This is a genomic window from Pseudomonas sp. DTU12.3, from assembly GCF_004124275.1.
GTDB classification, from domain to species: domain Bacteria; phylum Pseudomonadota; class Gammaproteobacteria; order Pseudomonadales; family Pseudomonadaceae; genus Aquipseudomonas; species Aquipseudomonas helmanticensis.
On sequence record NZ_CP027218.1, the window covers coordinates 5,220,483 to 5,246,940 of the forward strand.

Consider the following 26,458-nt stretch of genomic DNA (forward strand, 5'->3'; position numbering starts at 1 on the left):
CCAGCCACGGACGGTGGCCTGCTGACTCGCAGCGTACTATCAGATCTCCGAATCCCAGATCACATAAACGCCACCGGAATATGAGCTAGCAATACCGGGTCGTAGCATAAATCCCACGCTTTCTGGCGAGACCTCGAAATGCAGTGTCCCCGGTGCCCGATCCACATAAAAACCTGGTTTGAAAAACAGTGCATTCTCGCTACCAGGCCTCAATCGCAGGCGCCTGACCGGTTGCCCGGAGAGGTCCGTCAGACCGTTGGGCAGACTGACGCTGACGAGTATCGGAACTCGTCGATTCTCGGCACGATTCTCCAGCGCACAATCGGGAGACAGGCCAATTGCGCATCTCAACTGCATCTTGAAACGTGACGACGCGGAAATATTGAAAGTCTGGTCGCGGAACAGGCTGACCGGCCTACGTCCTGCGTGCAGCCAACTCTGCCAGCCACCGGCGGGCACCAGCTGAACTTTCTCGCCACCGGGAGGAATTTCGACTTTGAGGGTGTGCTGCACGTCCAGCACGAAATCCAGGGTCAGGTCCGGGTCGTTCGGAATCATGACATCGCCGAAGTCGAAATCCCTGTTAGGGCCCAGGCTATAACTCAAGCTTCCGGTGTAAAGCCCAGAGGACATGCCCAGCGGGTTGGGCGTACGCAGTTCGTAGGCAAAATCCAGGTAGCCATAGGTCATGGCAGGGATGGTGAAGTTGGCGGTTTTTATACAGGCGCGCTCATCCGGATTTTTCCAGAAAAAAGCGTAGGTTTCGTGCCCATAAAAGCCCATGCCGGTGGTAGCGCAGGGAGGCGCTGGATACACCCAACCTCCACCGGTCCATAAGCGGTTATGGCCTTCACCGGCATTCGGCGCACCTGTCAGTTTGGCCGCGGTCTCACTCAAGACATAATTGGAACCAACACCGGAAATTCGAACTTCGACGATTTCTTTTTCATTGGTAGCGGCATTGGTGACAATCAAAGAGCGCCATCCCCCCGGCACCTTGAACATCGCGCTATCACGTGGACCGGCATTGGCCTGGATCGGCTTGTTCGACTCCAGGCGTGTCAGCAAGCGGATGCTGAAGGTTTCGCTGTTGCGACAGATATCGGGGTAGTACTCGCAATAACCGGTGGACATTGTTTTATTGATGAACTTGTTACTTTGCGGGTTGGCGGAGTCAGGCGTGAATAACGCTCTGATTTCCTGAGTAGCGGCCTCGACCGGGTATGTCGCCACTAATGCAAACAGGCACAACCACCGGCCGTCGCGAAGCCACTTCAGCAACGGGCTTGTGAAAATGACCATTCAACTGGCCTCCTGTCGAGTGAATGAGGCATCCGCCAGCGTATCCGGCGAACAGCGCAGATCCCCGATCATCAGCACGTTGTTTTCACTGCGATGCTGGTTGGTATCGAGCCGGAACTGACACAGCAATTGGTCGGCATAACGCACTTGCAGAGTGGGTGAGCCCGCATGCATTTCCATCGAGAAAAAACCGTCGACTTCACTGACGCCACGGCTCGCGTGATTGATCACGTGGTGGCCCTTGAGCGGCCGGCCTTGTGGATCGAGCAACCGACCGAGAACGGTGAGGGTCTTCATCACTCTGATCTTTCTGTACTCCACGCCACCCTTGTTCAGGTGATAGCGCGTACGCGACGGTTCGATACTCGCCGCCGGGACGTCGTTACCGTCAAAGTCAAAGTTCACTGAGCTATTGCGGTAGGCAGTGAGCGGTATGAAGTTGCGTCCAGTGTGCAGAGCTGCGCTGCCGCCACTGAGGTCATCGGCGCGCAGAGATATACCGGAGATGTCCGACTCGACATCGACAATCATGCCCGCGCCACGCCCGTGGTGCTGGCTGGTCATCACCAACTGCCGGGCACCGACGACCACCGTACTGTCGAGGTTCAGGCCACCGGTGAAATTACCGTTGTAAGAGGAGCGCTGCAGGAAGCCGTCGCCATTGACCGTGTCGGTGCGAAAATTCGCCAGGCTGGCCAGGCCGACACCATAAGTGTCGGTCAGCGCCGTCACCGAAACACTCTGCAGTACATGGTCTTGCAGGTCCTTGCGATAACCGACCGAGGCATTGTTGTCACGGCTGCCATCGCGCGCGGTGCGGCTGCCGATGCTGCCTGAGATTTGCTGGCCTGCGCCGCCCAGCGCCATGCTGACGCTGAGGTCGACGCCGCGATTGCGCGCATCGCCGCTGCTGTAACTGCCCGGCCGATCAAACAACGACAGCCGCCAACTGGCGTCGCTGCCAAATAGCTCGGTACGCTGCGACCAGCCCAGGTCCGCGCCTACACCTTGAACATTTCCCTCGCTGTGGGAGACCCGCGCGCTGAGCGAGTTTTTGCGGCTGATACGGTGACTGAGCGCCAGCGACGAATTGCTGGTCTCGCCGGTGAACACGTTGCGTTGGCGCACCCGCGTACTGTCGGGTAGCGTGTCATAGGTGTTGCGGGTGTCGAGCCAACTGCGATTGTGGCTGATCACCAGGCTGCCGGCGCCGTAGTTGTACAGCCCCTGCAAATCAACGCCGGTGCCGTGGTCCTCGGTCTGATAGAGATTGGCGTAGACGCTGGTGTTATCGGCGACACTCCAGTCGATCGAGCTGCCGAACTGCAGCTTTTCGCGTACCTGGCGCGTCGACAGTCCGAGAATCACCCGCGGATGCAGCAAATAATTGACCGAGGCGCCTGCGGTCATGTCGCCGCTGTCCTGCTCATCCCAGTTGCTGAACAGTCTGCTTTCTTGCCCGGCGAACAGGTTGTAGCGCCAGCGGTCGTCGAGGTTGCTCCAGTTGACGGGTTTATAGACCAGTTCCTGAGTGGTCGAGGTGGTCTGACCGTCTTCGATCAAACGCACTTCCACTTCATAAATGCCGCCAGGCAAGGGGCGGGTATCAAGCGTCTGCAGGCCCGCGGGAACCGCTTGGGTATTGATCAGCAGGCCATCACGAAAGATTTCCACCGAGGCCTGCCGGTTAGCCGTGACAAAGATCGGATAGACACTCGGTCGCGGACTGTCGACCGCGAGGCTGTCGGAGCTGCCGTACATCACGCCCACCGCCGTGTCAGGGCTGGTGCCGAACGAGCGCGGTTGACGGGTCAGGCCTTCGGAATTGGGGGTGAAATAGCCCAGGCGGAAAAAACTGCCTTGCAGTTCGCGCTGGGTATAAAGCTCATGGATTGCATGGTAGGTCTTGTCGTCCGGCCCGCCGAGACGCGCCAGTTGCATGTTGAACGTCTGGCTCCAGTTACCGAGACTGCCACTGGCCTCCAGACCCAGCCGACCACCCGGATCCTGGTCCTGCCCGCCATTGAAGTTGAGCTGGTTGCGCAAAATCAGTCCGCTGCTGCCGCCTTCAGGCTGATCGTAAAAGCGCTGGGTCTGCAGATCACGCTCGGCGTTTTCCGTGGCAATCGAGAGCAGCGAGTTTTCCAGGTTGTAATGCACCGCCAGCAATTGCTCGGGGCATTGTCCGCTGCACCCCCCCAAGGCGACTCCGGGTTTGAGAATGCTTGCCCAGGTGTCACGCTCACTGTCGCTGAAACGACTGTCACTGGTGTCGGTAAAATCGAGCAAAGTAATACGATCATCGCGCGACAATACGATCATTGCCTCGCCTAACGGCTGTTTATCAAGTTCCAGCCGAACTGCCAATGGGACATCAAAAAAGTGTTCTTCAAACTCTGCCGGCAAACCTTTTGCCTGCGCCAGCAAACTTCGCGGTGTGTTATCAACTGGTACGGGCGCCGCCAGTACGCTGGTGCATGACAGCAACGCAAGCGCAGCCGCGATGGGCGTCATCGGAAACATGAACGGATACTCTGGTTACCGGAAAGTAAAAGCCCGACCGGACAACAGACAAGTTGCCGGCCGGTTACGTTACTTGGACAAGTAAGCGTTATTTGCTGCCCGTAGCGATCAAGCCGAAGGTTCTACAACCAGCATGACCACGCCGGTGTAATCGCCAGCCGTTGGCTTGGCGCCGACCGCACTGATTTTGAAGGGCGCGCGGTAGCGCGTGTTGGACTCTGCTTCACCAACCACTTCTTGCGAAATAGTGGTCAGTGTCTTGCCGTTGAGTTCGACTTTTAGATCAATGCTTTTGTTGCCGGCAATCAGCTTCGGCACGCTTTCCAGACGGGCGTGGACCTTGCCGGCAGTGTGCAGCACGTCGAAATGACCATTCACTTCACGCATCGAAGCGGTCGACGGGTTGAAGCTCATGTCCTGGTCCTTGTTGACCAGATCGGCATCGACCGGTACCGCATAGAAATCGTCGGCAGGCACATGCGCAACCAGACTGATCGAATGTTTTGCTTCGGTGGCGGCGAACGCGATGGAAGCACTCATGGCCAATACGGTCAGAGGTGCGGCAAAGGCGAGTTTCTTGAGCATCATTCAATACCTGTCTTATATAAAGGGGTTGATTCATTGCAAGTGTTTGGCGAGCGAAACGGTCACGAGCGATTTGCGTTCACCAGCCACTTGCAACGCCAGACAAGCATCAACCAATTTATATTTAAAGTAAGCAGGCAACTTCCGAGGAACTTGTAGCCTGTCGACCATCACCCCGGAAAGAAAAAACCGTGAATTTCTTAAAAGTACCAGTTCAACTGTAAGAGAGAGACTACAGCGTGCCAGCAATCTGTCTTGACGCGCCAACTTTTGTAGCAACTTCCGTAAGACCGATACCACACTCTCCTGATATTAAAGGCTGTCATCGGTTATTAGAGAGTTAGCACTAAACTGCGCCTTTAGCGGGCGATTTAATACTGTTTTTTTTTGATCATTTGCGCGCCCGTGCTGCCGAAAATTCGATTGATGGAAGGACGCCGTCGGTCAGAAGGTCTTGCGCAGACATTAAGATATATCTTAAGTTGTATCTAAACACGACGAGAGAGAAGGAAAAAATGAGAGACCATCATTCCCCCCACCGCGAACACGGCGACGGCCGTGACGGCTTCGAAAAGCGCCCCGGCCGCGAACGCGGCAGTCGCGGCCCCCGAGTATTCGCCCCTGGCGACTTGAAATTGCTGCTGCTGGCGCTGATCGCCGAACAGCCTTGCCACGGTTATGACCTGATCCGCCAGATCGAAGGCATGTTCGATGGTGCCTACAGCCCGAGCCCCGGTGTCATCTACCCGACCCTGACCTTTCTGGAAGAAAGCGATCTGATTGCCGGTGACGCCGAAGGCGGTAAAAAACGCTACAGCGTTACCGACGCCGGACGTTTGTCTTTGACTGAACAGGCCGTGGCCCTGGACGGTGTGCGCATGCGCATCGACGTCAGCAAACGTTCGCTGCGTGGCCACGATCGCCCAGCGGAAATCCATGAAGCGGTGCATAACCTGCGCCATGCCTTGCAAATGCACCACGGGCGCTGGAGCCCGGAAGAAATCCTGCGTGTGCGTGACCTGCTCAACGACACCGCCAAAGCCATTGTCGACGGCCCTGCCGTTCAATCTGCCCAGGAGAAAGCCGAATGACCGCAGTCGATACCCAAACCATTCACCGCGTGATGCACGAAATCAAACGCCGCAAGCTTGAAGTGCTGCGCGTGGTCGACCTGACCCCGCGCATGCGCCGCATCACCCTTGGCGGCCCGGAGTTGGCCGGATTCATCAGTCTGGGCACGGACGATCACGTCAAACTGCTGTTCCCGCAGAACGCTGAACAGACGGCGGCGCTGGAGACCATGGTGCTCGGCGCCGGCAAGGACAACGGGCCGATGCCCGAAATGCGCGACTACACGCCGCGCCGTTATGACCTCGATGCACTGGAGCTGGACATCGATTTTGTTCTGCACGGTGACGGCCCTGCGTCGACCTGGGCTGAGCAAGCTGCACCGGGGCAATTCCTGCACATCGGTGGGCCGCGCGGTTCGATGATCGTGCCGGACATCTTCGACAGCTACCTGCTGATCGGCGATGAAACCGCCCTGCCCGCCATCGCTCGCCGCCTCGAAGGCCTGGCGGCCAACCGCAAGGCACTGGTGGTGATCGAAGTGGAAAACGGTGCAGAACAGCAACGGCTGGAGAGTGCAGCGCAGGTCAACGTGATCTGGGTGCTGCGCGAGGGCGGTAAGGACAATCTGCTGACCACGGTGAAACAGTTGCAGGTGCCGAAGGGCAATCTGTATGCGTGGGTCGCGACGGAGACCAAGGTTTCACGGCAGATTCGCCGGGTGCTGATCGATGAGCATGGGCTGGATGAGCAACTGATCAAAGCGGTCGGCTACTGGCGCGCTGAAGGAACCTCCGAGGAGGACTGATCCCCCCGTAGGAGCTGCCGCAGGCTGCGATCTTTTGACTTTGATTTTTCAAAAACAAGATCAAAAGATCGCAGCGTGCCGCAGCTCCTACAGGTGTACGCATCCAATGTAGGAGCTGCCGAAGGCTGCGATCTTTTGACTTTCATCGCCGAGTTCGGTCAAGGCCAATCAACAGCAGTCCAATCAACACAAACCCCAGCAATATCCCCCCGGCATTAATGAACACCTGTGGATAACCCAACAGACTCACACTGAGAAACCAATACGGATAAGCGCTGAGCAAATGCCCACGCAGCAAGGCATAGGCAAAGTACAAAACCGGGTAAATCAACCAAAGCGGCACGTGCCGAAGCTGCAAGGTTCCCTTGGGTACGCAGCCCCACCAATAAACGAGGTACACCAACGGCATGATGTCGTGCAGCAGTTCATCGGCAACAATCTGCACCCCTTCGGGCCGGAACAGGCTGCGCAACAACACGTTGTAGCCCAGGCTGACAACAACAATGCTGACAGCAACCCCACTGCTCACCCACGGTTGCAAAAACCAGCGGCGCGCAGCGGTTTCTCGCTCAGTGACGGCGCAGGTCAGCACCGTTGCAACGCCAATGTTGGTCAGCACCGTGAAATAGCTGAAATAGCTCATCAGGCCGCCCATCAGGCTGCCACCACTGCTCAAGCGGTAATACAAAACCAGATACATCTGAATACCCAACCCTGCCCAGCCCAATACGGCTGCGCAGGTGATCAGGCGACGGCGCCCGACGGCGTCCATTTCAGAGCGGTCGCTTGGTGCGCATCAACTTCACGTACAGACGCTCGACCTTTTCCCGTGCCCACGGGGTTTTGCGCAGAAACGTCAGGCTCGACTTGATGCTGGGATCGCTCTTGAAACAGCGGATATCGATGCGCTCGGCCAGCCCCGACCATTCGTAATGGGCCACCAATGCATTGAGGATCTGTTCAAGGGTGACGCCGTGCAGCGGATCGGGGGTTTGGTCGTTCATGCCAGGCCTTTGGGCGAAGTGAAAATGCAGAAGCCGCGCACCTTAGCCGAGGGGATGCTGTGGTGGAAGGGCTTCCTTCAAATGTAGGTCAAGGTCAAAAGATCGCAGCGTTCCGCAGCTCCTACACGTGTACGCATTTCAATGTAGGAGCTGCCGAAGGCTGCGATCTTTTCGCACTGTTACCAAATCCGAAAGGATGCATGTTCACAAAAGGCCTTTGTCTTTTTGTAACAGATCATTATCCTGCCGCCCTTCTGCTGAATCGCTTCACTGCCTGCGACATATTGAAGCGCTCGAATTGCACCCCGAAAACACCAAAAAAAGACTTATCCATGCCCGATTTTTCCTTCTCCCGAGACAGCGCTATCTCAACCCTGCGCGCCATCGGCGGCTGCACCGCCCTCGGTCTGGCCACTTGCGCCCAAGCGGCCCCCGCGTTCGACAGTGAATCACCGTACATGCTCGGTGACTGGAACGGCACGCGCACCGAACTCTCGGAAAAAGGCTACGACTTCAAACTCGATTACACCGGCGAAATGGGCAGCAACCTGCACGGCGGCTACGACCATGACCGCACCGCGCGTTACAGCGATCAGTTCGGTTTGGGCACGCACCTCGATCTGCAAAAGATCCTCGGCTGGAACGACGCCGAGTTTCAACTGACCATCACCAAGCGCAGCGGTAACAACATCAGCAACGACCGCATCAACGATCCACGCGTTGGTGGTTTCACCTCGGCGCAGGAAGTCTGGGGCCGTGGCCAGACCACCCGCCTGACGCAGATGTGGTATCAGCAGAAATTCTTCGATCAGAAACTCGACATCAAGGTTGGCCGTTTCGGCGAAGGCGAAGACTTCAACAGCTTCCCGTGCGACTTCCAGAACCTCGCCTTCTGCGGCTCGCAGGTCGGCAACTGGGTCGGCGGCATCTGGTACAACTGGCCGGTCAGCCAGTGGGCGATGCGCGTCAAATATCACCTGACCCCGGAGTTGTACGCGCAGGTCGGTGCCTACGAGCAGAACCCGTCGAACCTCGATCGCGGCAACGGCTTCAAGCTCAGCGGCAGCGGCACCCAGGGCGCAATCCTGCCGATCGAACTGGTGTGGACGCCAAAGCTCAACGGCCTGCCGGGCGAATACCGCGCCGGCTATTACTACAGCAACGCCAAGGCCACCGACGCTTATAAAGATCAGAACGGCCAACCGGCAGCCCTCAGCGGCGAAGCCTATCGCAGTGCGTCGAGCAAACACGGGGTGTGGCTGGGTATTCAGCAGCAAGTCACCAGCGTGGCCAGCGATAACAGTCGCGGTTTGAGCGTGTTCGCCAACGGCACCATGCATGACAAGAAAACCAACGCGATCGACAACTACGTGCAGGCCGGCATCACCTACAAAGGCCCGTTCGATGCCCGCGCCAAGGACGACATCGGTTTCGCCCTCGCCCGCGTCCACGTCAACCCGGCGTACCGCAAAAATGCCGAAGCGACGAATCAGGCCCACGCCGTTTACGACTATGACGATCCGTCGTTCCTGCCGCCGCAAGACACCGAATACAGCGCCGAGCTGTATTACGGCGTGCATGTCACCAACTGGCTGACCGTACGCCCGAACCTGCAATACATCCGCCACCCCGGTGGCGTGAACAACATCGACGACGCCCTGATCGGCGGGATCAAAATCCAGTCGTCGTTCTAGAAAACCACTGAGACCCAATGTGGGAGCGAGCCTGCTCGCGAAAGCAATTTCAACTTCACCAAAGAAGTCGTCTGACACACCGCTTTCGCGAGCAGGCTCGCTCCCACAGGAAAATTCGTTAGCTAGACAAGTTTTTATCTGAACCATGCCCGCGCCCAATCGTCATCTACAGTGACTACTGCGCGGGACTATTTGAAACGTCACGGAGAATCACACTATGAGCACCGAAAGTGCTTCGAGTCGAAGCCGTCTGCTACCGAGTCTGCTCGGCATTCTGCTTCTGCTGATGGGCCTGGCCATGTTGGCCGGTGGGGTCAAGCTGAGCATGCTCGGCGGCTCGCTGTACTACCTGCTGGCCGGTATCGGCATTGCGCTGAGCGGCATTCTGTTGCTGATGCGTCGTCGTGCGGCACTGGGCCTGTACGCCATCGTTTTGTTCGCCAGCACCGTATGGGCGCTGTGGGAAGTCGGTCTGGACTGGTGGCAACTGGTGCCACGTCTGGCGCTGTGGTTTGTCCTCGGCTTCGTGATGTTGCTGCCGTGGTTCCGCCGTCCGCTACTGCTTGACGGCCCGGCGCCAATGGGCACTCGCGGCCTGACCGTGGCCGTGGTTCTGGCCGGTCTCACCGCGCTGATCAGCCTGTTCACCCACCCGGGCGAAACCTTCGGCGAACTGGGTCGCGACACCGCAGACACCACCAGCACCGCGCCAGCCATGCCCGATGGCGACTGGCAAGCTTACGGCCGCACCGAATTCGGTGACCGCTACTCGCCACTGAAACAGATCACCCCGGCCAACGTCGGCAAGCTGCAAGAAGCCTGGCGCATCCAGACCGGCGACCTGCCGACTGCGGATGACCCGGTCGAGCTGACCAACGAAAACACCCCGCTCAAAGCCAACGGCATGGTCTACGCCTGCACCGCGCACAGCAAAGTGTTGGCCCTGGATCCGGACACCGGCAAAGAACTGTGGCGCTTCGACCCGCAGATCAAGAGCCCGGTTGGCTTCAAAGGCTTCGCCCACATGACCTGCCGTGGCGTGTCGTACTACGACGAAGCCGCGTACGCCAAAACTGAAAACGCAGCCTCCGCTGTGATTTCTGAAGCTGGCAAAGCCGTTGCTCAGGCTTGCCCGCGTCGTCTGTACCTGCCAACCGCTGATGCCCGCCTGATCGCACTGAACGCCGACACCGGCAAGATCTGCGAAGGTTTCGGCAACAAAGGTGTGGTCGACCTGACCCAAGGTATCGGCCCGTTCACCGCCGGTGGTTACTACTCCACCTCGCCGGCCGCGATCACTCGTGATCTGGTGATCATGGGCGGTCACGTCACCGATAACGAATCGACCAACGAGCCATCGGGTGTGATCCGCGCCTTCGACGTGCACGACGGTCACCTCGTATGGAACTGGGACAGCGACAAGCCAGACGCCACCGAGCCTTTGGCACCGGGCGAAACCTACAGCCGCAACTCGGCCAACATGTGGTCGCTGGCCAGCGTCGACGAAAAACTCGGCATGGTTTACCTGCCACTGGGCAACCAGACTCCAGACCAGTGGGGCGCCGACCGTACCCCAGGCGCCGAGAAATTCAGCGCCGGTATCGTGGCTCTGGACCTGGCCACCGGTAAAGTGCGCTGGAACTACCAGTTCACCCACCACGACCTGTGGGACATGGACGTTGGCAGCCAGCCAACCCTGCTCGACATGAAAACCACCGACGGCGTGAAACCGGCGCTGATCGCTCCGACCAAACAGGGCAGCCTGTACGTCCTCGACCGTCGTGACGGCACGCCGATCATCCCGATCAAGGAAATCCCGGTTCCGCAAGGCGCCGTGAAAGGCGACCACACCGCACCGACCCAGGCGCGTTCGGACCTCAACCTGCTGGCCCCGGAACTGACCGAAAAAGCCATGTGGGGCGCGAGCCCGTTCGACCAGATGCTGTGCCGCATACAGTTCAAAGAACTGCGTTACGAAGGCCAGTACACCCCGCCGTCGGAACAGGGCAGCCTGATCTACCCGGGTAACGTGGGTGTGTTCAACTGGGGCGGCGTCTCGGTCGATCCGGTTCGTCAGATCCTGTTCACCAGCCCGAACTACATGGCCTTCGTTTCGAAAATGGTGCCACGCGAGCAAGTCGCCGCCGGCAGCAAACGCGAAAGCGAAACCGCTGGCGTGCAACCGAACACCGGCGCGCCATACGCCGTGATCATGCACCCGTTCATGTCGCCACTCGGCGTACCGTGCCAGGCCCCGGCCTGGGGCTACGTTGCCGGTATCGACCTGACCACCGGCAAAGTCGTGTGGAAACGCAAAAACGGCACCAGCCGCGACAGCTCGCCAATCCCGATCGGCTTCACCTTGGGCGTGCCTAGCATGGGCGGCTCGATGGTCACGGCTGGCGGCGTCGGCTTCCTCAGCGGCACCCTCGACCAGTACCTGCGCGCGTACGACGTGAACAGCGGTAAAGAGCTGTGGAAATCGCGTCTGCCTGCGGGTGGTCAAGCGACCCCGATGACCTACACCGGCAAGGACGGCAAGCAATACGTTCTGTTGGTTGTAGGTGGTCACGGTTCGCTGGGCACCAAAATGGGCGATTACATCATTGCCTACAAACTGCCGGAATAAGCTTCAACGGCGGTAAAACAAAGGCGATGCCCAGCAAGGGACATCGCCTTTTTTATTGCTGACCACGCCCCTGTAGGAGCTGCCGAAGGCTGCGATCTTTTGACTTTGATTCTTAAAAGCCAGATCAAAAGATCGCAGCCTTCGGCAGCTCCTACAGGGTGGAATATGTTGGTTTGTGGGAAATGTGCTCGTCCTACAGATGCTGACAATTACGCGAAGTTTTTCCCACAAGTCGCGTCGGTTGTGCCTCGGAAATTGGGTGGATAGGCTCTGAGGGTCGCTGCAAATTCAGCGAACGGGCGTCGCGGCCCGACTTCTGGGGCATAATTGCCACCGCTTAACAGCAGCACCCCGAGTGCTTGTTTTATGGTGGCTGTACGCGGGATACCTTCGGGTATGCCGAATGCCTCAGGTCGGTCCGCGAACCCGCGTACAGCTGCCACCCCTCTTTTTGCGTCGCGGCAATTAGAGGAATGGCCCAATTCCTGAGGAGCAACAAATGAAAAAGCCAACACCCAATCCACCCGAAACCGAAGACACCACCCCCTACGAATTCCCCGGCTCGAAGCGATTCCACGAAGCCGCCGAACGCGCCCTCGACCACTACCTCAAACCCAACGCCTTAACCCTGCGCTTCCACAAACCCAGCACCATGTTCCAAGTCGCCCCGGATCAAGACAACGAAAGCCTGCTGGTCCACGCCTGCGAATCCCTGGCCCAAGCCAGCCTCATGACCAGCGACATCGCCGCCTACATCGAACTGCCGCAGCGACGCACGATTCTGGCGATCCAGCAAATCATCATGCTCGCCGAACTCGCGGTGAACCGCGTGCTGGATAACCACGAAATATCCCAACCTCCGCCACACAGCTAAAAACCCCTCACCCTAACCCTCTCCCAGAGGGAGAGGGGACTGACCGAGGTGTTTGGGAGAGATACGCCGACGTGCAATACCGAGTCGTACCCAAATTCTGAATCAGATCAAAAGCCCCTCACCCTAGCCCTCCCGAAACGTCGGACCGCCCGGAGGGAAAGGGGACTGACCGAGGTGATTGCGAGAGATACGCCGACGTGCGATTGCGCGTTGAACTCAGGCTTTGAAAAGCCCACAAATCGGCCCCCTCTCCCTCGGGAGAGGGCTGGGGTGAGGGGAAGCAACAACGCAAATCAAAAGCCGAACCCCTGTGCTCTTCACCACTCAATAGGCCGAGTGTCAGCTCGCCTGCTCTTGATCTTGATCCACGAGCGACATCGGAAGGCTGAGTGGAGGGATTGATCCAGGGGTGGGAGCGCAGCGACCGTTTGGCGCAGCCAAACACAGCGAGAGGAGGTGCAGCGCAGCAAACCGTAGGCGCTGCCCCCCGGATCGATCCCGCAGCGAAGGAACCCCGAGCCCCAGCGAGCGGGCCGCACGCAGGAGCAAGCCTTTTCGGTTACCTTTTCGGCGTCTGGAAAAGGTGACTCGCCGTAAGGGCGAAACCGCCAGCCGCAACACCCAAAAAAACGGATATACCCCCAAACCCCAAGAACATGGTCGGCCCAAAGGCCGCCAACCCCAAAGCGTGACGCCTGTCAAAACCCTGAACACACAAGCAGAAACATCCCCTCCCATTGAAACCACCGAAAGCCTGCCCCATCTAAGACCCATACCCCATTGCGCAGGTGCCCCATGAGCGACCAGCAAGAATTCCCCGATCACCCCGACGACTACACCGAAACCGACCACATCGAACACACCTCCTCCGGCAAAGGCCTCGCCCTGCCAGGCCAAAACCTGCCGGACAAGGTCTACATCATCCCGATCCACAACCGCCCGTTCTTCCCGGCGCAAGTCCTGCCGGTCATCGTCAACGAAGAACCCTGGGCCGAAACCCTCGACCTCGTCAGCAAATCCGAACACCACTCCCTGGCCCTGTTCTTCATGGACACGCCCCAGGAAGACCCGCGCCACTTCAACACCGGCGCCCTCCCCGAATACGGCACCCTGGTCAAAGTCCATCACGCCAGCCGCGAGAACGGCAAACTGCAGTTCGTCGCCCAGGGCCTGAGCCGCGTACGCATCAAAACCTGGCTCAAACACCACCGCCCACCGTATCTGGTGGAAGTCGAATACCCGCACCAGCCGACCGAGCCGACCGACGAGGTCAAGGCCTACGGCATGGCACTGATCAACGCGATCAAGGAACTGCTGCCGCTCAACCCGCTGTACAGCGAAGAACTGAAAAACTACCTCAATCGCTTCAGCCCCAACGACCCATCGCCACTGACCGACTTCGCCGCCGCCCTGACCTCCGCCACCGGCCCCGAGCTGCAAGAAGTGCTCGACTGCGTGCCGATGCTTAAGCGCATGGAAAAAGTCCTGCCGATGCTGCGCAAGGAAGTCGAAGTCGCGCGCCTGCAAAAAGAGATCTCGGCGGAAGTTAACCGCAAGATCGGCGAGCATCAGCGCGAGTTCTTCCTCAAGGAACAACTCAAGGTCATCCAGCAGGAACTGGGGCTGACCAAAGACGACCGCAGCGCCGACCTCGAACAGTTCGAACAACGCCTCGAAGGCAAAGTCCTGCCGGCACAGGTGCAGAAACGCCTCGCTGAGGAAATGAACAAACTGTCGATCCTCGAGACTGGCTCGCCGGAGTACGCGGTCACCCGCAACTACCTCGACTGGGCCACCTCGGTGCCGTGGGGGGTCTACGGCGAGGACAAACTCGACCTCAAGCACGCGCGCAAAATCCTCGACAAACACCACGCTGGCCTCGATGACATCAAGGATCGCATCCTCGAATTCCTCGCCGTCGGTGCTTATAAAGGTGAGATCAGCGGCTCCATCGTGTTGCTGGTCGGGCCGCCGGGCGTGGGTAAAACCAGCGTCGGCAAATCCATCGCCGAATCCCTCGGCCGGCCGTTCTACCGCTTCAGCCTCGGCGGCATGCGCGACGAAGCCGAGATCAAGGGCCACCGCCGCACCTACATCGGCGCACAGCCGGGCAAACTCGTGCAGGCGTTGAAAGACGTCGAAGTGATGAACCCGGTGATCATGCTCGACGAGATCGACAAGATGGGCCAGAGCTACCAGGGCGACCCGGCCTCGGCGTTGCTGGAAACCCTCGACCCGGAACAGAACGTCGAATTCCTCGACCATTACCTCGACCTGCGCATGGACTTGTCGAAAGTCCTCTTCGTCTGCACCGCCAACACCCTCGATTCGATCCCCGGCCCATTGCTCGACCGCATGGAAGTGATTCGCCTGTCGGGCTACATCACCGAAGAAAAAGTCGCCATCGCCAAGCGTCACCTGTGGCCGAAATTGCTGGAAAAGGCCGGCGTGTCCAAGGGCAGCCTGAGCATCAGTGACAGCGCGCTCAAAGCCTTGATCGACGGTTACGCCCGTGAAGCCGGCGTGCGTCAGCTTGAAAAGCAAATGGGCAAACTGGTGCGCAAAGCGGTGATGAAGCTGATCGACGACCCGAAAGCGGTGATCAAGCTCGGACCGAAAGACCTCGAAGCGTCACTCGGTCATCCGGTGTTCCGCAACGAACAAGTGCTGTCCGGCACCGGCGTGATTACCGGCCTGGCCTGGACCAGCATGGGCGGCGCCACGTTGCCGATCGAAGCGACGCGAATTCACACGCTCAACCGTGGCTTCAAACTCACCGGGCAACTGGGTGATGTGATGAAGGAATCGGCGGAGATCGCCTACAGCTACGTCAGCTCGCACCTGAAACAATTCGGCGGTGACGCGAAGTTCTTCGACGAAGCTTTCGTCCACCTGCACGTACCGGAAGGCGCGACACCGAAAGACGGCCCGAGCGCCGGCGTGACCATGGCCAGCGCCCTGCTCTCGCTCGCGCGCAATCAGCCGCCGAAGAAAGGCGTGGCGATGACCGGCGAACTGACGTTGACCGGGCATGTGCTGCCGATTGGCGGGGTGCGCGAGAAGGTGATTGCGGCGCGTCGGCAGAAGATTTTCGAGTTGATTCTGCCGGAGCCGAATCGCGGTAATTTTGAGGAATTGCCGGATTATCTGAAGGAAGGGATAACCGTGCATTTCGCCAAGCGGTTTGCCGATGTGGCGAAGGTACTGTTCTGACCGGTAGCCCGTAGCCCCTCACCCCAGCCCTCTCCCCGAGGGAGAGGGAGCCGACCGAGTTGTCTTGCGCTATACATCGACCTGAAAGACCGAGTCGATTATGGATTCAGCGATTTATTTCAGGTCGGTGTCTTTCTAAAATATCCCGCAATCGGTCCCCTCTCCCTCTGGGAGAGGGTTAGGGTGAGGGCTTGGCGTTGTCACACTTTGTCTCATCTTCAGTTATGCTCGCCGTTCGTCGCCAACGCCGGAGCCGCTGACCCTATGTCCCCCACTCGCCTGTTTCTCCCCCTCGCCCTCTCGTTGCTGGCCGCTTGCGCCACACAACCGAAACACAACGTGACCGTGGAAAAACAAAGCGAATGCCCGGTACGCCTGACCAACGGGCAAAACCTGATCGTCATGCTGCCAAGCAATCCAACCACCGGTTATCGCTGGGCCATTCAGGACTCGGCCGGTGGCGTGCTGCGCGCGCTTAGCCCAGAGGTTTACAGCAATCCGGAAGATGCCGGCGTTGTCGGCGCAGCGGGTCTTTCAACCTGGCGCTTCCAGGCGTTTGCTGCCGGCACCGGACGTTTGCGCCTGACCTCGCAACAGCCATGGGCACCGGAAGTATTGCCGGTGGAAACCTTTGACTGCGCGATCTCGGTGAACTGATCGTGGGCTGGCTGATTCTGGCGCTGATGGGCGCGGTGACGTTTCTCTACGGTCTCAGCACCCATGCGGCGATGCTCTGCCTGTTGGTCAAACCGCTGCCCGTGCTGGCATTGCTTGGCTGGTTGCATGATGCGCCGCCCAGCGAGTATCGCCGCTGGATCAGTCTCGGTCTGATTTTCTCGCTGCTCGGTGATGTACTACTGGCATGGCCAGTGGATTTATTTGTGTTTGGCCTCGGCGCGTTTCTGGTCGCGCATCTGGCTTATCTGAAGGCTTATCTGAGTGACTGCAAGCGTCTGGCGATTCTGCCGTTGGTGCTTTCCCTCGGAGTTGGCGCGGTGCTGCTGGGCCTTCTGATTTCCAGCGGTCTCGGGCCTTTACTGGTTCCGGTCATCATCTATGGCGCGGCAATCAGCGCGATGCTCTGGCGCGCCCTCGCCCGCCTCGGCACCGACGTGCCCAAGCGTTCGGCGTTGTTGGCGGCGGGTGGTGCGTTAGCGTTTGTGTTTTCGGATAGCGTGATCGGCATTGATCGCTTCGTATCGCCATTCCACGCCGCCCCGTACGTCATCATCCTCAGCTACTGGCTCGGCCAGTGGGGCATCGCCGCCTCCGCGTTCTCCCAAAAACACCGCTAACCCTGTGGCGAGGGGATTTATCCCCGTCCGGCTGCGCAGCAGTCGTAAAACCTGCGCACGCGGATTGCCTGACACTCCTTGCTGACTGGTTTTGGGGCTGCTTCTCAGCCCATCGGGGATAAATCCCCTCGCCACGTCGGACAACCCAAGCATCCCAGCGCCCTTTTGGCTAAAATGCCGGCCTTTCCACCGACACCGCCGGAACCGCCGTGAGCAAAGAACCCGATCGCATTTTCGCCAAGCCTTTGGCCCAGGTACCCGACTTCGCCTTCAACGAAGACGTCGTGCGGGTGTTCCCGGACATGATCAAGCGCTCGGTGCCGGGTTACCCGACCATCGTCGAAAACCTCGGTGTACTCGCAGCGCAGTTCGCTCAGCCAAACAGCGTACTTTACGATCTCGGCTCATCGCTGGGCGCGGTCACTCAAGCGCTGCGTCGCCACGTGCGCACCGACGGTTGCCGCGTTATCGCTGTGGATAACTCGGCCGCCATGGTCGAACGCTGCCGCGAATACCTTAACGGTCAGGATTCGATGTTTCAGGAGCTGCTGCCGGTCGAAGTCATCGAAGGCGACATTCTCGCCCTCGACTTCCAGCCCGCCTCGGTAGTGGCGCTGAACTTCACCCTGCAATTCATCGCCCCGGATCAGCGCACCGCGTTGCTCGCGCGCATCCGCCAATCGCTGCTGCCCGGCGGCGCGCTGATTCTCTCGGAGAAGCTGCGTTTCAACGATGCCGAAGAGCACGCGCTGCTTACTGATCTGCACGTCGCCTTCAAGCGCGCCAACGGCTACAGCGAACTGGAAATTGCCCAGAAGCGCAGCGCCATCGAAAACGTCATGAAGCCCGACAGCCTCGAAGAACACCGCGAACGCCTGCTGGCCGCCGGGTTCTCGAAAGTCGTGCCGTGGTTCCAGTGTCTTAACTTTGCCTCGTTGATTGCCTTGCCATGATTGATCTGTCCCCCCTCGCCCGCCGTCTGGCCGGCACGCCGCTGGCCGAATGGGCCAACACCCTGCAAGCACAACTCGACAAGAAAATGGAGAAGGGCCACGGCGATCTGGAGCGCTGGCAAAGTGCGCTGGATGCTTTGCCGAAGATCCAGCCGAGTGAAGTCGACCTGCTCAACGGCCTGAAACTCGACACCGATTGCGACGATGAAACCCGCGCGCAAATGCGCACCGCGTTGATGGGCCTGTCGCCGTGGCGTAAGGGGCCGTTCGATCTATTTGGCGTGCACGTCGACACTGAATGGCGTTCGGACTGGAAGTGGTCGCGTGTTGCTCCGCATCTGGATCTGAAAGGCAAACGCATCCTCGATGTCGGTTGCGGCAACGGTTACTACATGTGGCGCATGCTCGGTGCCGGGGCGAACAGCGTGATTGGCGTTGATCCGAACTGGCTGTTCTTCTGCCAGTTCCAGGCGGTGCAGCGTTATCTGTCCGAGCCGAATGCCTGGCACTTGCCGTTCCCGTTCGAAGACCTGCCGCCGAATCTCGAAGGCTTCGACACGGTGTTTTCCATGGGCGTGTTCTACCACCGCCGCTCGCCGATCGAGCATTTGCTGGCGCTGAAGGATTGCCTGGTCAAGGGCGGCGAACTGGTGCTGGAAACGTTGGTGGTGGAAGGCGACAAGCATCAGGTGCTGGTGCCGGAAGACCGTTATGCGCAGATGCGTAACGTCTGGTTCCTGCCGTCAGTGCCGGCGCTGGAATTGTGGCTGCGTCGCGCAGGCTTCACCGATATTCGTTGTGTGGACGTCAGCACCACGACTGTTGAAGAGCAGCGCGGTACCGAGTGGATGAAGTATCAGTCACTGAGCGATTTCCTCGACCCTGAAGATCACAACAAAACCATCGAAGGCCTGCCGGCACCGATGCGTGCCGTGATCGTCGCCAAGAAGTAACCCAACCTCTCAAACACCGCGGTGAATTCACCCCTCACCCCAGCCCTCTCCCCAGGGAGAGGGAGCCGATCTTTGGGCTTTTCAAAACCTGAGTTCAACTCGATAACTCAGGTCGGCGGATCTCGCCTATTCAATCCGGTCAGTCCCCTCTCCCTCCGGGAGAGGGAGCCGATCTTTGGGCTTTTCAAAACTTGAGTTCAACTCGATAACTCAGGTCGGCGGATCTCGCCCATTCAATCCGGTCAGTCCCCTCTCCCTCCGGGAGAGGGAGCCGATCTTTGGGCTTTTCAAAACCTGAGTTCAACTCGATAACTCAGGTCGGCGGATCTCGCCCATTCAATCCGGTAAGTCCCCTCTCCCTCCGGGAGAGGGAGCCGATCTTTGGGCTTTTCAAAACCTGAGTTCAACTCGATAACTCAGGTCGGCGGATCTCGCCTATTCAATCCGGTCAGTCCCCTCTCCCTCCGGGAGAGGGAGCCGATCTTTGGGCTTTTCAAAACTTGAGTTCAACTCGATAACTCAGGTCGGCGGATCTCGCCCATTCAATCCGGTCAGTCCCCTCTCCCTCCGGGAGAGGGAGCCGATCTTTGGGCTTTTCAAAACCTGAGTTCAACTCGATAACTCAGGTCGGCGGATCTCTCCCATTCAATCCGGTCAGTCCCCTCTCCCTCCGGGCGGTCCGACGTTTCGGGAGGGTTAGGGTGAGGGGCTTTTTGCTCTGCGGGCGCGGAAGAATTCGGTCAGCACTGCGCCACACTCTTCGGCCAACACCCCGCCTTCATACAACACCCGGTGATTCAAAAAGCCCTGGGTAAAAAACTGCCCCTGGCTCTGCACAATCCCCGCCTTCGGCTCTAGTGCCCCATACACCACGCGCGCCACCCGCGAATGCACGATCAAACCGGCGCACATGCTGCACGGCTCCAGCGTCACATACAGCGTGCTGCCCGGCAGCCGATAGTTATCCAGCGCCTGCGCGGCCGCACGGATCGCGACCATTTCGGCATGGGCACTCGGGTCGCTGGCACTGATCGGGCAATTGAAACCGCGACCAATGATCTCGCCATCCTGCACCAGCACCGCGCCTACCGGCACTTCGCCGAGGGCTGCGCCTTGCGCGGCGAGGGCGAGGGCCTCGCGCATGAAATCGCGGTCACGGCTGCGGTCGATGATCGCCGCAGGGCGAATCTGGCGCATCACTTCACCTCGATGGCGGCCATCAGGCCGGTTTCCATGTGGTCGATCACATGACAATGGAACATCCATACCCCCGGGTTATCGGCCACCAGCGCCACTTGCGCGCGCTCGTTCTTGCCTAGCAGGTAAGTGTCGGTGAAGTACGGAATGATCTTGTGCCGGTTTGACGCAATCACCTTGAAGCTCATCCCGTGCAAGTGGATCGGGTGCTGGTATTGAGTCATGTTTTTCAGTTCGAAAATATAGCTCTGGCCCAGCTTCAGGCTGGCAATCGGCCGATCCGCACAAGTCTTGTCGGTGATGTCCCAGGCCTTGCCGTTGATCTGCCACAGGCTCGGCGGCTTGCCGTTATCGACGTTGACCGACACCGAACCGACCCATTCGAAATTGAAGTTGAGTTTCTCGGCATTGGCCAGATCCGGCTCAGCCACCGGGTTGGCCGGCAGGGCTTTCGGCCAGTCAGTCGGCGCGTCGGTATTGGCCACGGAACGCAGCGTACCCAGACGCACCGGGCCGTTGCGCAGCGACAATTCTTCGCCAGCGGCCGGCGCTTTGATCGCCAGACAAATGCGCATTCCCGGGCCCAGCCAATATTCCTTGCCCAGCGGTCGCGGCTCGACAGGGTTGCCGTCCAGCGCATAAATCTGTGCTTCGACCCCGGGAATATTGATGCGATAAGTCAGGGTGTTGTCGAGGTTGAGCAAACGCACCCGCGTGATCTGCCCGGCCGGCAATTCGATCACTGGTGTCGGCACGCCATTGATCGTCGAAAGACGCCCCGCCGTGCCGCCACGCGCGGCCTCACGAGGAATGCTGAACTCGACGAAGTTGCCTTCCTCATCAATGTGCCAGTTCTTCAGGCTCAGGGTCTTTTCGTACTTGAACCCGGTCGGTTCGCGTTCTTCGATGATCAGTGGCCCGACCAGCCCGCGCCCCAGCTCTTCGCTGCTACTGACGTGCGGGTGATACCAATAGCTGCCGGCATCCGGCACGCGGAATTTGTAATCAAAGTATTCGCCGGGCAATACCGGCAATTGCGAGACGTACGGCACGCCGTCCATCTCCAGCGGCAGACGAATGCCATGCCAGTGAATGGTGGTCGCCACCGGCAAATGGTTAATGAAGCGCACGCGCAGCCATTCACCCTGACGCACACGCAACTCGGTGCCCGGCGCCGACGGGCCGAATGCCCAGGCTTCGGTTTTATGGCCGGGCACCAGCTCCACGTCCAGCGGCGCGGCAATCAGCTCGTAATCGTGGCCCGCTTCAGCATCGGCCATCTTGCCCAGCCAGTAACGCGACGCGCCACCGGCCCCCACGCCAACCACTACAAGACCGGCCAGACCACCGAGTATTTGTCGACGGGTAAAAGACATGAACTCAACCACCTCACGTATCAGCCACGGGCGCCAGGCCCGCAAAAGGCAAATACGATACACCTGCAATTGCGAAACAGTAAGGGCGGCGCGGCGGATGGACGCAGTCGCGCCCGCGTCATACAGCATTTTGATCATACGCAGAGCATAACTATGTAGTGCACAGTCGTTGAGTGAACAGGTCATCCTTCGACACCCGTTTCTCAAGGATAGAGAGCATGAACGCACCAGCCCCCCTGCCCAATGCTGCCGACAAGGCTGCGCTTGAGGCCATTGCCGCTACCGTCATCCAGAACTGCCCCAGCCTGCAGGATGAGGCGCATCAGGTCGCCAGCGACTTATTAAAAAAACATGAGATCAACGGACTGGAACCGGATCAGGTCTACTTTCATCGCTTCGATGCTTCGCAAAGCAGCGCCAAAGCCTTTACTGGCTGGGAGCATGTGCACGCGACGCCCACCTCGACCATGACCCTGACCGAACTGGTGATCCACCGATTTCGCGTCGCCGATCAGGACAATGCCGATCTACTTGACGTGTACGGTGGTTTTTATACCGCAGGCCCGGGCGCCGGCACTTTCAATCAATCCAATGAAGTGCGCCTGCACGGAAGCGCGGTGCTGAAGGAATTCTGGAGCGTCGACTTCAGCTCGTTGTACAGCGAAAAACTGACGGCATTCTGGAATAACTCGAACAGCCATTTCCGCACATTGGCCAAATGCAACTTTCTCGTCAAAGCCGTGCAGGCACGCGACCAACAGCGATTGAGCGACGAAGACTTCCAGTTCATCACACAAGCGGTCATTGGCACACTCACCTGGCCTGTCAGTCTGCAAATGCTACAGACCGCTCACCCTTGTAGCGGTAACGTCCTCACGCTCGACATCGACGGCTACTTCGCCATCAATGCTCTTCGGTTTATCGCTGCGAAGGGACGACATATCGTTTATCTGCCAGGCGACACGGAGCCCTTCCAGGTATTGGAAAGTGCTACCGACATGCACTACTGGGTGCTGCTGCGGATGAACAACAACGCTACCCGGCAGAGATTGATGTCACATTTCTCCCTCGCTGACCGTCAGCAGGTCAGCGATAACCTCAGCGATCTGATGAACCGCCTGGTGAAAACCTGGGGCGTCTACGACCACTCAATGATCAACGGGCAGAGCCGCGCGATCGAGGGTGACGCCTTCACCTGGTTGAGCGATTCGACCCGCGATGCCATGTTCGCGGAGGCCAGCCTTTCGTTGACCTCCAACGGCGATCTGCGCAAGCAACTGTGGATCGGTTATCTCAGCGCAGGTGTCAAAGTATTTGGCCCGATGGCAGTGGTCGGATGGCCAGTAGCGCTTCCAGTGATCGGCGCCAGCATTGCCGGCATGGGTTTGAACATCGATCAGGCGGTCAACGGAAAAACCACCGCGCAACGCAAGGCCGGGATCCTCGGTGCAGTGCTCAACGGCATCGACATGCTGTTCAATCTCCTGGTGCTCAAAGGGCCAGGGGCATTGACGGAGATCGGCCCTGAGGTCGATGCCGCAGAAGCTCGGGAAATGGCCGACTTGACCGTAGAGAACACCGACGAGCTGAAACGGGCAATGCCCGAAAAAGCCATGAAGCCAGCGGGTTGGCCACCGATCAGTGTTCAAACGCCGACTGCCACGTCATTACTCGAAGACATCCCGCGACCGCCGATACCGCAACACTGGCAAGCCAATGAATTACTGGAAGGACTGACGCCGGGCAGCGAGCCCGGCAAGCTTCAGGGCATTTACCTGCTCGACTCAACGCCCTCCACCGCCGTCATGATCGACGATTGCGCCTACTACGTGCGTTACGAAACCGACCTCAATGGTGGCGGCCACTGGGCCATAATCGACCCCGCAAACCCCGACAGTTTCACTGGTTCCATCGCCATACGCCTGAACGCTGAGGGCGAATGGGAAACCATGCCACGCGGCGGTCTCAAGGGGGGCGGAAAGCCATCTGCGCAGGGAGGATCCCGCGGTCAACGCCAACCTGTCCCAACATCGATAACCACCCTGCCGGCATCCGAATACGACGTGCCTGCCTCCCTCAAATCGCATCTTGAGCAAGGCGCGGCGGGGCTCGACGATGAGGCACTGCGGGATGTCTACGACAGCCTCAACGCGTTCGATGCCTACCGCGATTTCAAGGTCATCAGAAAACGTCTCTACCACGACGCCTTGGAGTTCTTTGCCACACTGCAATTGCCTGGACGCCCTCCCGTCCCGGTACTGGCGACAGACGCGACTGCCGAGGAGATCATCGACAGGATTCTGCAACATGCCCGAGGGCTGGTCATCGGGGAAAGTCATACCGCAATCGGCAGTAAACAATGGCTGATCGAAAACATGGAGTTACTCGCCAGCAAACAAGTGAAGACCCTGTACATGGAACACCTGCTGACCGACTTTCACCAGGCGGCGCTGGACGAATTCTTCCGTACCGGCGTCATACCCAAGGATCTCGAGTCTTACCTCAAGGCGCTTGATGTCGGCAACATGACTGATCCATTGGAGCGTTACACGTTTCTTGAACTGGTCAGGGAAGCCAGAAAACAAGGCATCCATGTACAGGCCATTGATTGCATGGCGAGCTACCGGCTCAATGGCATGGACATCACGTCCGGACAGGCGCGCGTAATCGACGACACAGCACGACAGAAAATGATGAACTACTTCGCCAGATCGGTCATTCGTGCCGATCAGGCAGCGCGAGGCGCGCACAAGTGGGTCGCACTGATGGGCAACTCCCACTCGAACACCTTCGACGGCGTTGCCGGCGTCAGTGAGCTGGAGGAAGCCATCGGCATTCGAGTCGAGGATGTTGCCGAGGGAGCCTCCACTGGCATCGAAGTCGACCCGGGGAAAATCCTGCCTCTGGGTGGCACCGCGTTTGACCGCTCCGCGCTGGTGCGAGGCGACTTTCGTCTGCAAATGGAAACGCCGTGGACCGCGCACACCATGGCGGAATTCGAAACACTGCTGCCTCGTTACGGCATGTACTCCTTGAAGCAACAACCCAACCTGACATTTATCGTGCATCGCAGTCGCAGCAGGGAACTGGTGCGCACCATCATTGAAAATGACCGGAAACGCTTCTACATCGAACGCCCGAACTGGCCTTCGGTCAGCGGCAAACGCTATGACAGCATCAAGTCATTGCTACAGGGACTGGATGAAATGGGCATGAGCCTCGCAGGCTGGTCGAAGCCGCTGTAACGCAGACACAAAAAAGCCGTGTGAAATCAGATTTCACACGGCTTTCGCTTACAGCACTCAAGCCATCAAGGCTTGTGTGGGATCACTCCCACTCAATCGTCGCTGGCGGCTTGCTCGACACGTCGTAAGTGACGCGGGAAATACCTTCGATCTCATTGATGATGCGGCCGGAGACGGTTTCCAGCAGTTCGTAAGGCAGGTGAGCCCAACGCGCAGTCATGAAGTCGATGGTTTCTACGGCACGCAGGGCCACAACCCAAGCGTAACGACGGCCATCACCAACCACACCAACCGATTTCACTGGCTGGAACACCACGAAAGCCTGGCTGACTTTGTGGTACCAGTCGGCTTTGCGCAGTTCTTCGATGAAGATGTGGTCAGCGCGACGCAGCAGGTCGGCGTATTCCTTTTTCACTTCACCGAGGATGCGCACGCCCAGGCCCGGGCCCGGGAACGGGTGACGGTAGACCATGTCGTACGGCAGGCCGAGTTCCAGACCCAGACGACGGACTTCGTCCTTGAACAGTTCGCGCAGTGGCTCGACCAGTTTCAGGTTCATCTCTTCCGGCAGGCCGCCCACGTTGTGGTGCGACTTGATCACGTGGGCCTTGCCGCTTTTCGCGCCAGCCGACTCGATCACATCCGGGTAGATGGTGCCCTGAGCGAGGTACTTGATGTTGTCCAGTTTGTTCGACTGGGCATCGAATACGTCGATGAAGGTACGACCGATGATTTTGCGCTTCTTCTCCGGATCGGCTTCGCCGGCCAGGTTGTTGAGGAACTGCTCTTCAGCGTTGGCGCGGATCACCTTGACGCCCATGTTCTCGGCGAACATGGCCATCACTTGCTCGCCTTCGTGCAGACGCAGCAGGCCGTTGTCGACGAAGACGCAGGTCAGTTGGTCGCCGATGGCCTTGTGCAGCAACGCAGCGACTACCGAGGAGTCAACGCCGCCGGACAGACCCAGTAGCACGTTGTCGGTGCCGACCTGGGCGCGAATGTTGGCGATGGCGTCTTCAGCGATCTTCGACGGCGTCCACAGCGCTTCACAGCCGCAGATGTCGAGAACGAAGCGCGACAGGATGCGACCGCCCTGCTTGGTGTGGGTCACTTCCGGGTGGAACTGCACGCCATAGTAGCCGCGAGCGTCGTTGAACATACCGGCGATCGGGCAGCTTGGGGTGCTGGCGAGGACGTGGAAGTCTTCCGGCATCTTGGTGACCTTGTCACCGTGGCTCATCCATACGTCGAGGCCGAACAGGCCGTCAGCGTCGATGTGGTCTTCGATGCCGTCAAGCAGGCGGCTCTTGCCGACCACGTCAACGCGGGCGTAACCGAACTCACGCAGTTCGGAACCTTCAACCTTGCCACCCAGTTGCTCGGCCATGGTCTGCATGCCGTAGCAGATACCGAAAACCGGTACGCCCAGATCAAACACTGCCTGTGGGCAGCGCGGGCTGTCGGCGACGTGTACGGACTCGGGGCCGCCGGCGAGGATGACGCCTTTAGGAGCGAATTCGCGGATCGCATCTTCGTCCATGTCGAACGGGTGCAATTCGCAGTACACACCGATCTCGCGCACGCGGCGGGCGATCAGTTGGGTGTATTGCGAACCGAAGTCGAGGATCAGGATGCGGTGAGCGTGAATATCGAGGGCCATGATTCAGTCTCGTCTAAGTCATTCAGAAACAGTCGTGATTCAGAAACAACTCGGGGCTGAATCAAACAGCCCCGGTTGC

19 protein-coding genes are annotated in these 26,458 nt (G+C 58.9%); 11 read left to right on the top strand and 8 right to left on the bottom strand.

Annotation, left to right across the window (positions count from 1 at the left end):
• Nucleotides 1-39: 39 nt before the first annotated feature.
• The 3 genes from C2E19_RS23870 to C2E19_RS23880 form a co-directional block, all read right to left on the bottom strand.
• Entirely contained in the window at nt 40-1,302 is a 1,263-nt protein-coding gene (locus tag C2E19_RS23870; RefSeq protein ID WP_129395356.1) for a hypothetical protein, read from the bottom strand.
• Complete coding sequence (locus tag C2E19_RS23875) at nt 1,303-3,825, bottom strand: CS1-pili formation C-terminal domain-containing protein (RefSeq protein ID WP_129395357.1); 2,523 nt, start codon at nt 3,823-3,825, stop codon at nt 1,303-1,305.
• A gap of 108 nt (nt 3,826-3,933) precedes the next feature.
• Nucleotides 3,934-4,410 carry a CS1 type fimbrial major subunit gene (locus tag C2E19_RS23880; protein WP_174823949.1) on the bottom strand — a complete coding sequence of 159 codons (477 nt, stop codon included), beginning with the start codon at nt 4,408-4,410 and terminating at the stop codon, nt 3,934-3,936.
• Between the two features lie 515 nt (nt 4,411-4,925).
• On the opposite strand from C2E19_RS23880, the gene C2E19_RS23885 reads away from it, so the two are divergent.
• Complete coding sequence (locus tag C2E19_RS23885; RefSeq protein WP_129395359.1) at nt 4,926-5,501, top strand: PadR family transcriptional regulator; 576 nt, start codon at nt 4,926-4,928, stop codon at nt 5,499-5,501.
• Entirely contained in the window at nt 5,498-6,286 is a 789-nt protein-coding gene (locus C2E19_RS23890; protein ID WP_129395360.1) for a siderophore-interacting protein, read from the top strand. Before C2E19_RS23885 ends, C2E19_RS23890 begins: the two co-directional genes overlap by 4 nt.
• A 142-nt stretch (nt 6,287-6,428) precedes the next feature.
• On the opposite strand, the gene C2E19_RS23895 is transcribed toward C2E19_RS23890, so the two are convergent.
• Complete coding sequence (locus tag C2E19_RS23895; protein WP_129395361.1) at nt 6,429-7,058, bottom strand: Pr6Pr family membrane protein; 630 nt, start codon at nt 7,056-7,058, stop codon at nt 6,429-6,431.
• 1 nt (nt 7,059) lies between these two features.
• Complete coding sequence (locus tag C2E19_RS23900) at nt 7,060-7,290, bottom strand: VF530 family DNA-binding protein (protein ID WP_129395362.1); 231 nt, start codon at nt 7,288-7,290, stop codon at nt 7,060-7,062.
• A gap of 332 nt (nt 7,291-7,622) precedes the next feature.
• Between C2E19_RS23900 and C2E19_RS23905 the strand changes: the two genes are divergently transcribed.
• The 8 genes from C2E19_RS23905 to cmoB all read left to right on the top strand — a co-directional run bounded on the left by C2E19_RS23905 (nt 7,623) and on the right by cmoB (nt 18,901).
• Nucleotides 7,623-8,984 carry a carbohydrate porin gene (locus tag C2E19_RS23905; protein ID WP_129395363.1) on the top strand — a complete coding sequence of 454 codons (1,362 nt, stop codon included), beginning with the start codon at nt 7,623-7,625 and terminating at the stop codon, nt 8,982-8,984.
• 217 nt (nt 8,985-9,201) lie between these two features.
• Nucleotides 9,202-11,613 (top strand): glucose/quinate/shikimate family membrane-bound PQQ-dependent dehydrogenase, encoded by a 2,412-nt coding sequence (locus tag C2E19_RS23910; protein WP_129395364.1) that lies wholly within the window; start codon nt 9,202-9,204, stop codon nt 11,611-11,613.
• Nucleotides 11,614-12,112: 499 nt separating this feature from the next.
• Nucleotides 12,113-12,487 carry a DUF6124 family protein gene (locus C2E19_RS23920; protein ID WP_129395365.1) on the top strand — a complete coding sequence of 125 codons (375 nt, stop codon included), beginning with the start codon at nt 12,113-12,115 and terminating at the stop codon, nt 12,485-12,487.
• Between the two features lie 795 nt (nt 12,488-13,282).
• Complete coding sequence (gene lon, locus C2E19_RS23930; RefSeq protein WP_129395367.1) at nt 13,283-15,700, top strand: endopeptidase La; 2,418 nt, start codon at nt 13,283-13,285, stop codon at nt 15,698-15,700.
• Nucleotides 15,701-15,964: 264 nt separating this feature from the next.
• On the top strand, nt 15,965-16,357 hold the full coding sequence (locus tag C2E19_RS23935) for a protease inhibitor I42 family protein (RefSeq protein ID WP_129395368.1): 393 nt from the start codon (nt 15,965-15,967) through the stop codon (nt 16,355-16,357).
• A gap of 2 nt (nt 16,358-16,359) precedes the next feature.
• Nucleotides 16,360-16,995: a lysoplasmalogenase gene (locus C2E19_RS23940; protein WP_174823950.1), complete on the top strand. Its 636-nt coding sequence runs from the start codon at nt 16,360-16,362 to the stop codon at nt 16,993-16,995.
• 209 nt (nt 16,996-17,204) lie between these two features.
• Entirely contained in the window at nt 17,205-17,948 is a 744-nt protein-coding gene (gene cmoA / locus C2E19_RS23945) for a carboxy-S-adenosyl-L-methionine synthase CmoA (protein ID WP_122599174.1), read from the top strand.
• A complete protein-coding gene (cmoB, locus tag C2E19_RS23950) occupies nt 17,945-18,901 on the top strand; it encodes a tRNA 5-methoxyuridine(34)/uridine 5-oxyacetic acid(34) synthase CmoB (RefSeq protein WP_129395370.1) in 957 nt (318 codons plus the stop codon). The genes cmoA and cmoB overlap by 4 nt, the downstream gene beginning before the upstream one ends.
• 696 nt (nt 18,902-19,597) lie before the next feature.
• Here cmoB and tadA read toward each other — a convergent pair.
• A complete protein-coding gene (gene tadA / locus C2E19_RS23955) occupies nt 19,598-20,098 on the bottom strand; it encodes a tRNA adenosine(34) deaminase TadA (RefSeq protein ID WP_129395371.1) in 501 nt (166 codons plus the stop codon).
• Entirely contained in the window at nt 20,098-21,474 is a 1,377-nt protein-coding gene (locus C2E19_RS23960) for a multicopper oxidase family protein (protein ID WP_129395372.1), read from the bottom strand. Before C2E19_RS23960 ends, tadA begins: the two co-directional genes overlap by 1 nt.
• A gap of 173 nt (nt 21,475-21,647) precedes the next feature.
• Here C2E19_RS23960 and C2E19_RS23965 point away from each other — a divergent pair, with 173 nt between their 5' ends.
• Nucleotides 21,648-24,719 (top strand): membrane-targeted effector domain-containing toxin, encoded by a 3,072-nt coding sequence (locus C2E19_RS23965; RefSeq protein WP_256661241.1) that lies wholly within the window; start codon nt 21,648-21,650, stop codon nt 24,717-24,719.
• An 82-nt stretch (nt 24,720-24,801) separates the two neighbouring features.
• Here C2E19_RS23965 and guaA read toward each other — a convergent pair whose 3' ends face one another.
• Nucleotides 24,802-26,379 (bottom strand): glutamine-hydrolyzing GMP synthase, encoded by a 1,578-nt coding sequence (gene guaA, locus C2E19_RS23970; protein WP_053123501.1) that lies wholly within the window; start codon nt 26,377-26,379, stop codon nt 24,802-24,804.
• Nucleotides 26,380-26,458: the final 79 nt, after the last annotated feature.

Coding starts and splice junctions, on each gene's coding strand:
- C2E19_RS23900 (WP_129395362.1), bottom strand. CDS start 7,290: ATGAACGACCAAACCCCCGATCCGCTGCACGGCGTCACCCTTGAACAG.
- lon (WP_129395367.1), top strand. CDS start 13,283: ATGAGCGACCAGCAAGAATTCCCCGATCACCCCGACGACTACACCGAA.
- C2E19_RS23960 (WP_129395372.1), bottom strand. CDS start 21,474: ATGTCTTTTACCCGTCGACAAATACTCGGTGGTCTGGCCGGTCTTGTA.
- C2E19_RS23905 (WP_129395363.1), top strand. CDS start 7,623: ATGCCCGATTTTTCCTTCTCCCGAGACAGCGCTATCTCAACCCTGCGC.
- cmoB (WP_129395370.1), top strand. CDS start 17,945: ATGATTGATCTGTCCCCCCTCGCCCGCCGTCTGGCCGGCACGCCGCTG.
- C2E19_RS23890 (WP_129395360.1), top strand. CDS start 5,498: ATGACCGCAGTCGATACCCAAACCATTCACCGCGTGATGCACGAAATC.
- C2E19_RS23910 (WP_129395364.1), top strand. CDS start 9,202: ATGAGCACCGAAAGTGCTTCGAGTCGAAGCCGTCTGCTACCGAGTCTG.
- C2E19_RS23935 (WP_129395368.1), top strand. CDS start 15,965: ATGTCCCCCACTCGCCTGTTTCTCCCCCTCGCCCTCTCGTTGCTGGCC.
- C2E19_RS23920 (WP_129395365.1), top strand. CDS start 12,113: ATGAAAAAGCCAACACCCAATCCACCCGAAACCGAAGACACCACCCCC.
- guaA (WP_053123501.1), bottom strand. CDS start 26,379: ATGGCCCTCGATATTCACGCTCACCGCATCCTGATCCTCGACTTCGGT.
- C2E19_RS23870 (WP_129395356.1), bottom strand. CDS start 1,302: ATGGTCATTTTCACAAGCCCGTTGCTGAAGTGGCTTCGCGACGGCCGG.
- C2E19_RS23885 (WP_129395359.1), top strand. CDS start 4,926: ATGAGAGACCATCATTCCCCCCACCGCGAACACGGCGACGGCCGTGAC.
- C2E19_RS23875 (WP_129395357.1), bottom strand. CDS start 3,825: ATGTTTCCGATGACGCCCATCGCGGCTGCGCTTGCGTTGCTGTCATGC.
- C2E19_RS23880 (WP_174823949.1), bottom strand. CDS start 4,410: ATGCTCAAGAAACTCGCCTTTGCCGCACCTCTGACCGTATTGGCCATG.
- C2E19_RS23895 (WP_129395361.1), bottom strand. CDS start 7,058: ATGGACGCCGTCGGGCGCCGTCGCCTGATCACCTGCGCAGCCGTATTG.
- tadA (WP_129395371.1), bottom strand. CDS start 20,098: ATGCGCCAGATTCGCCCTGCGGCGATCATCGACCGCAGCCGTGACCGC.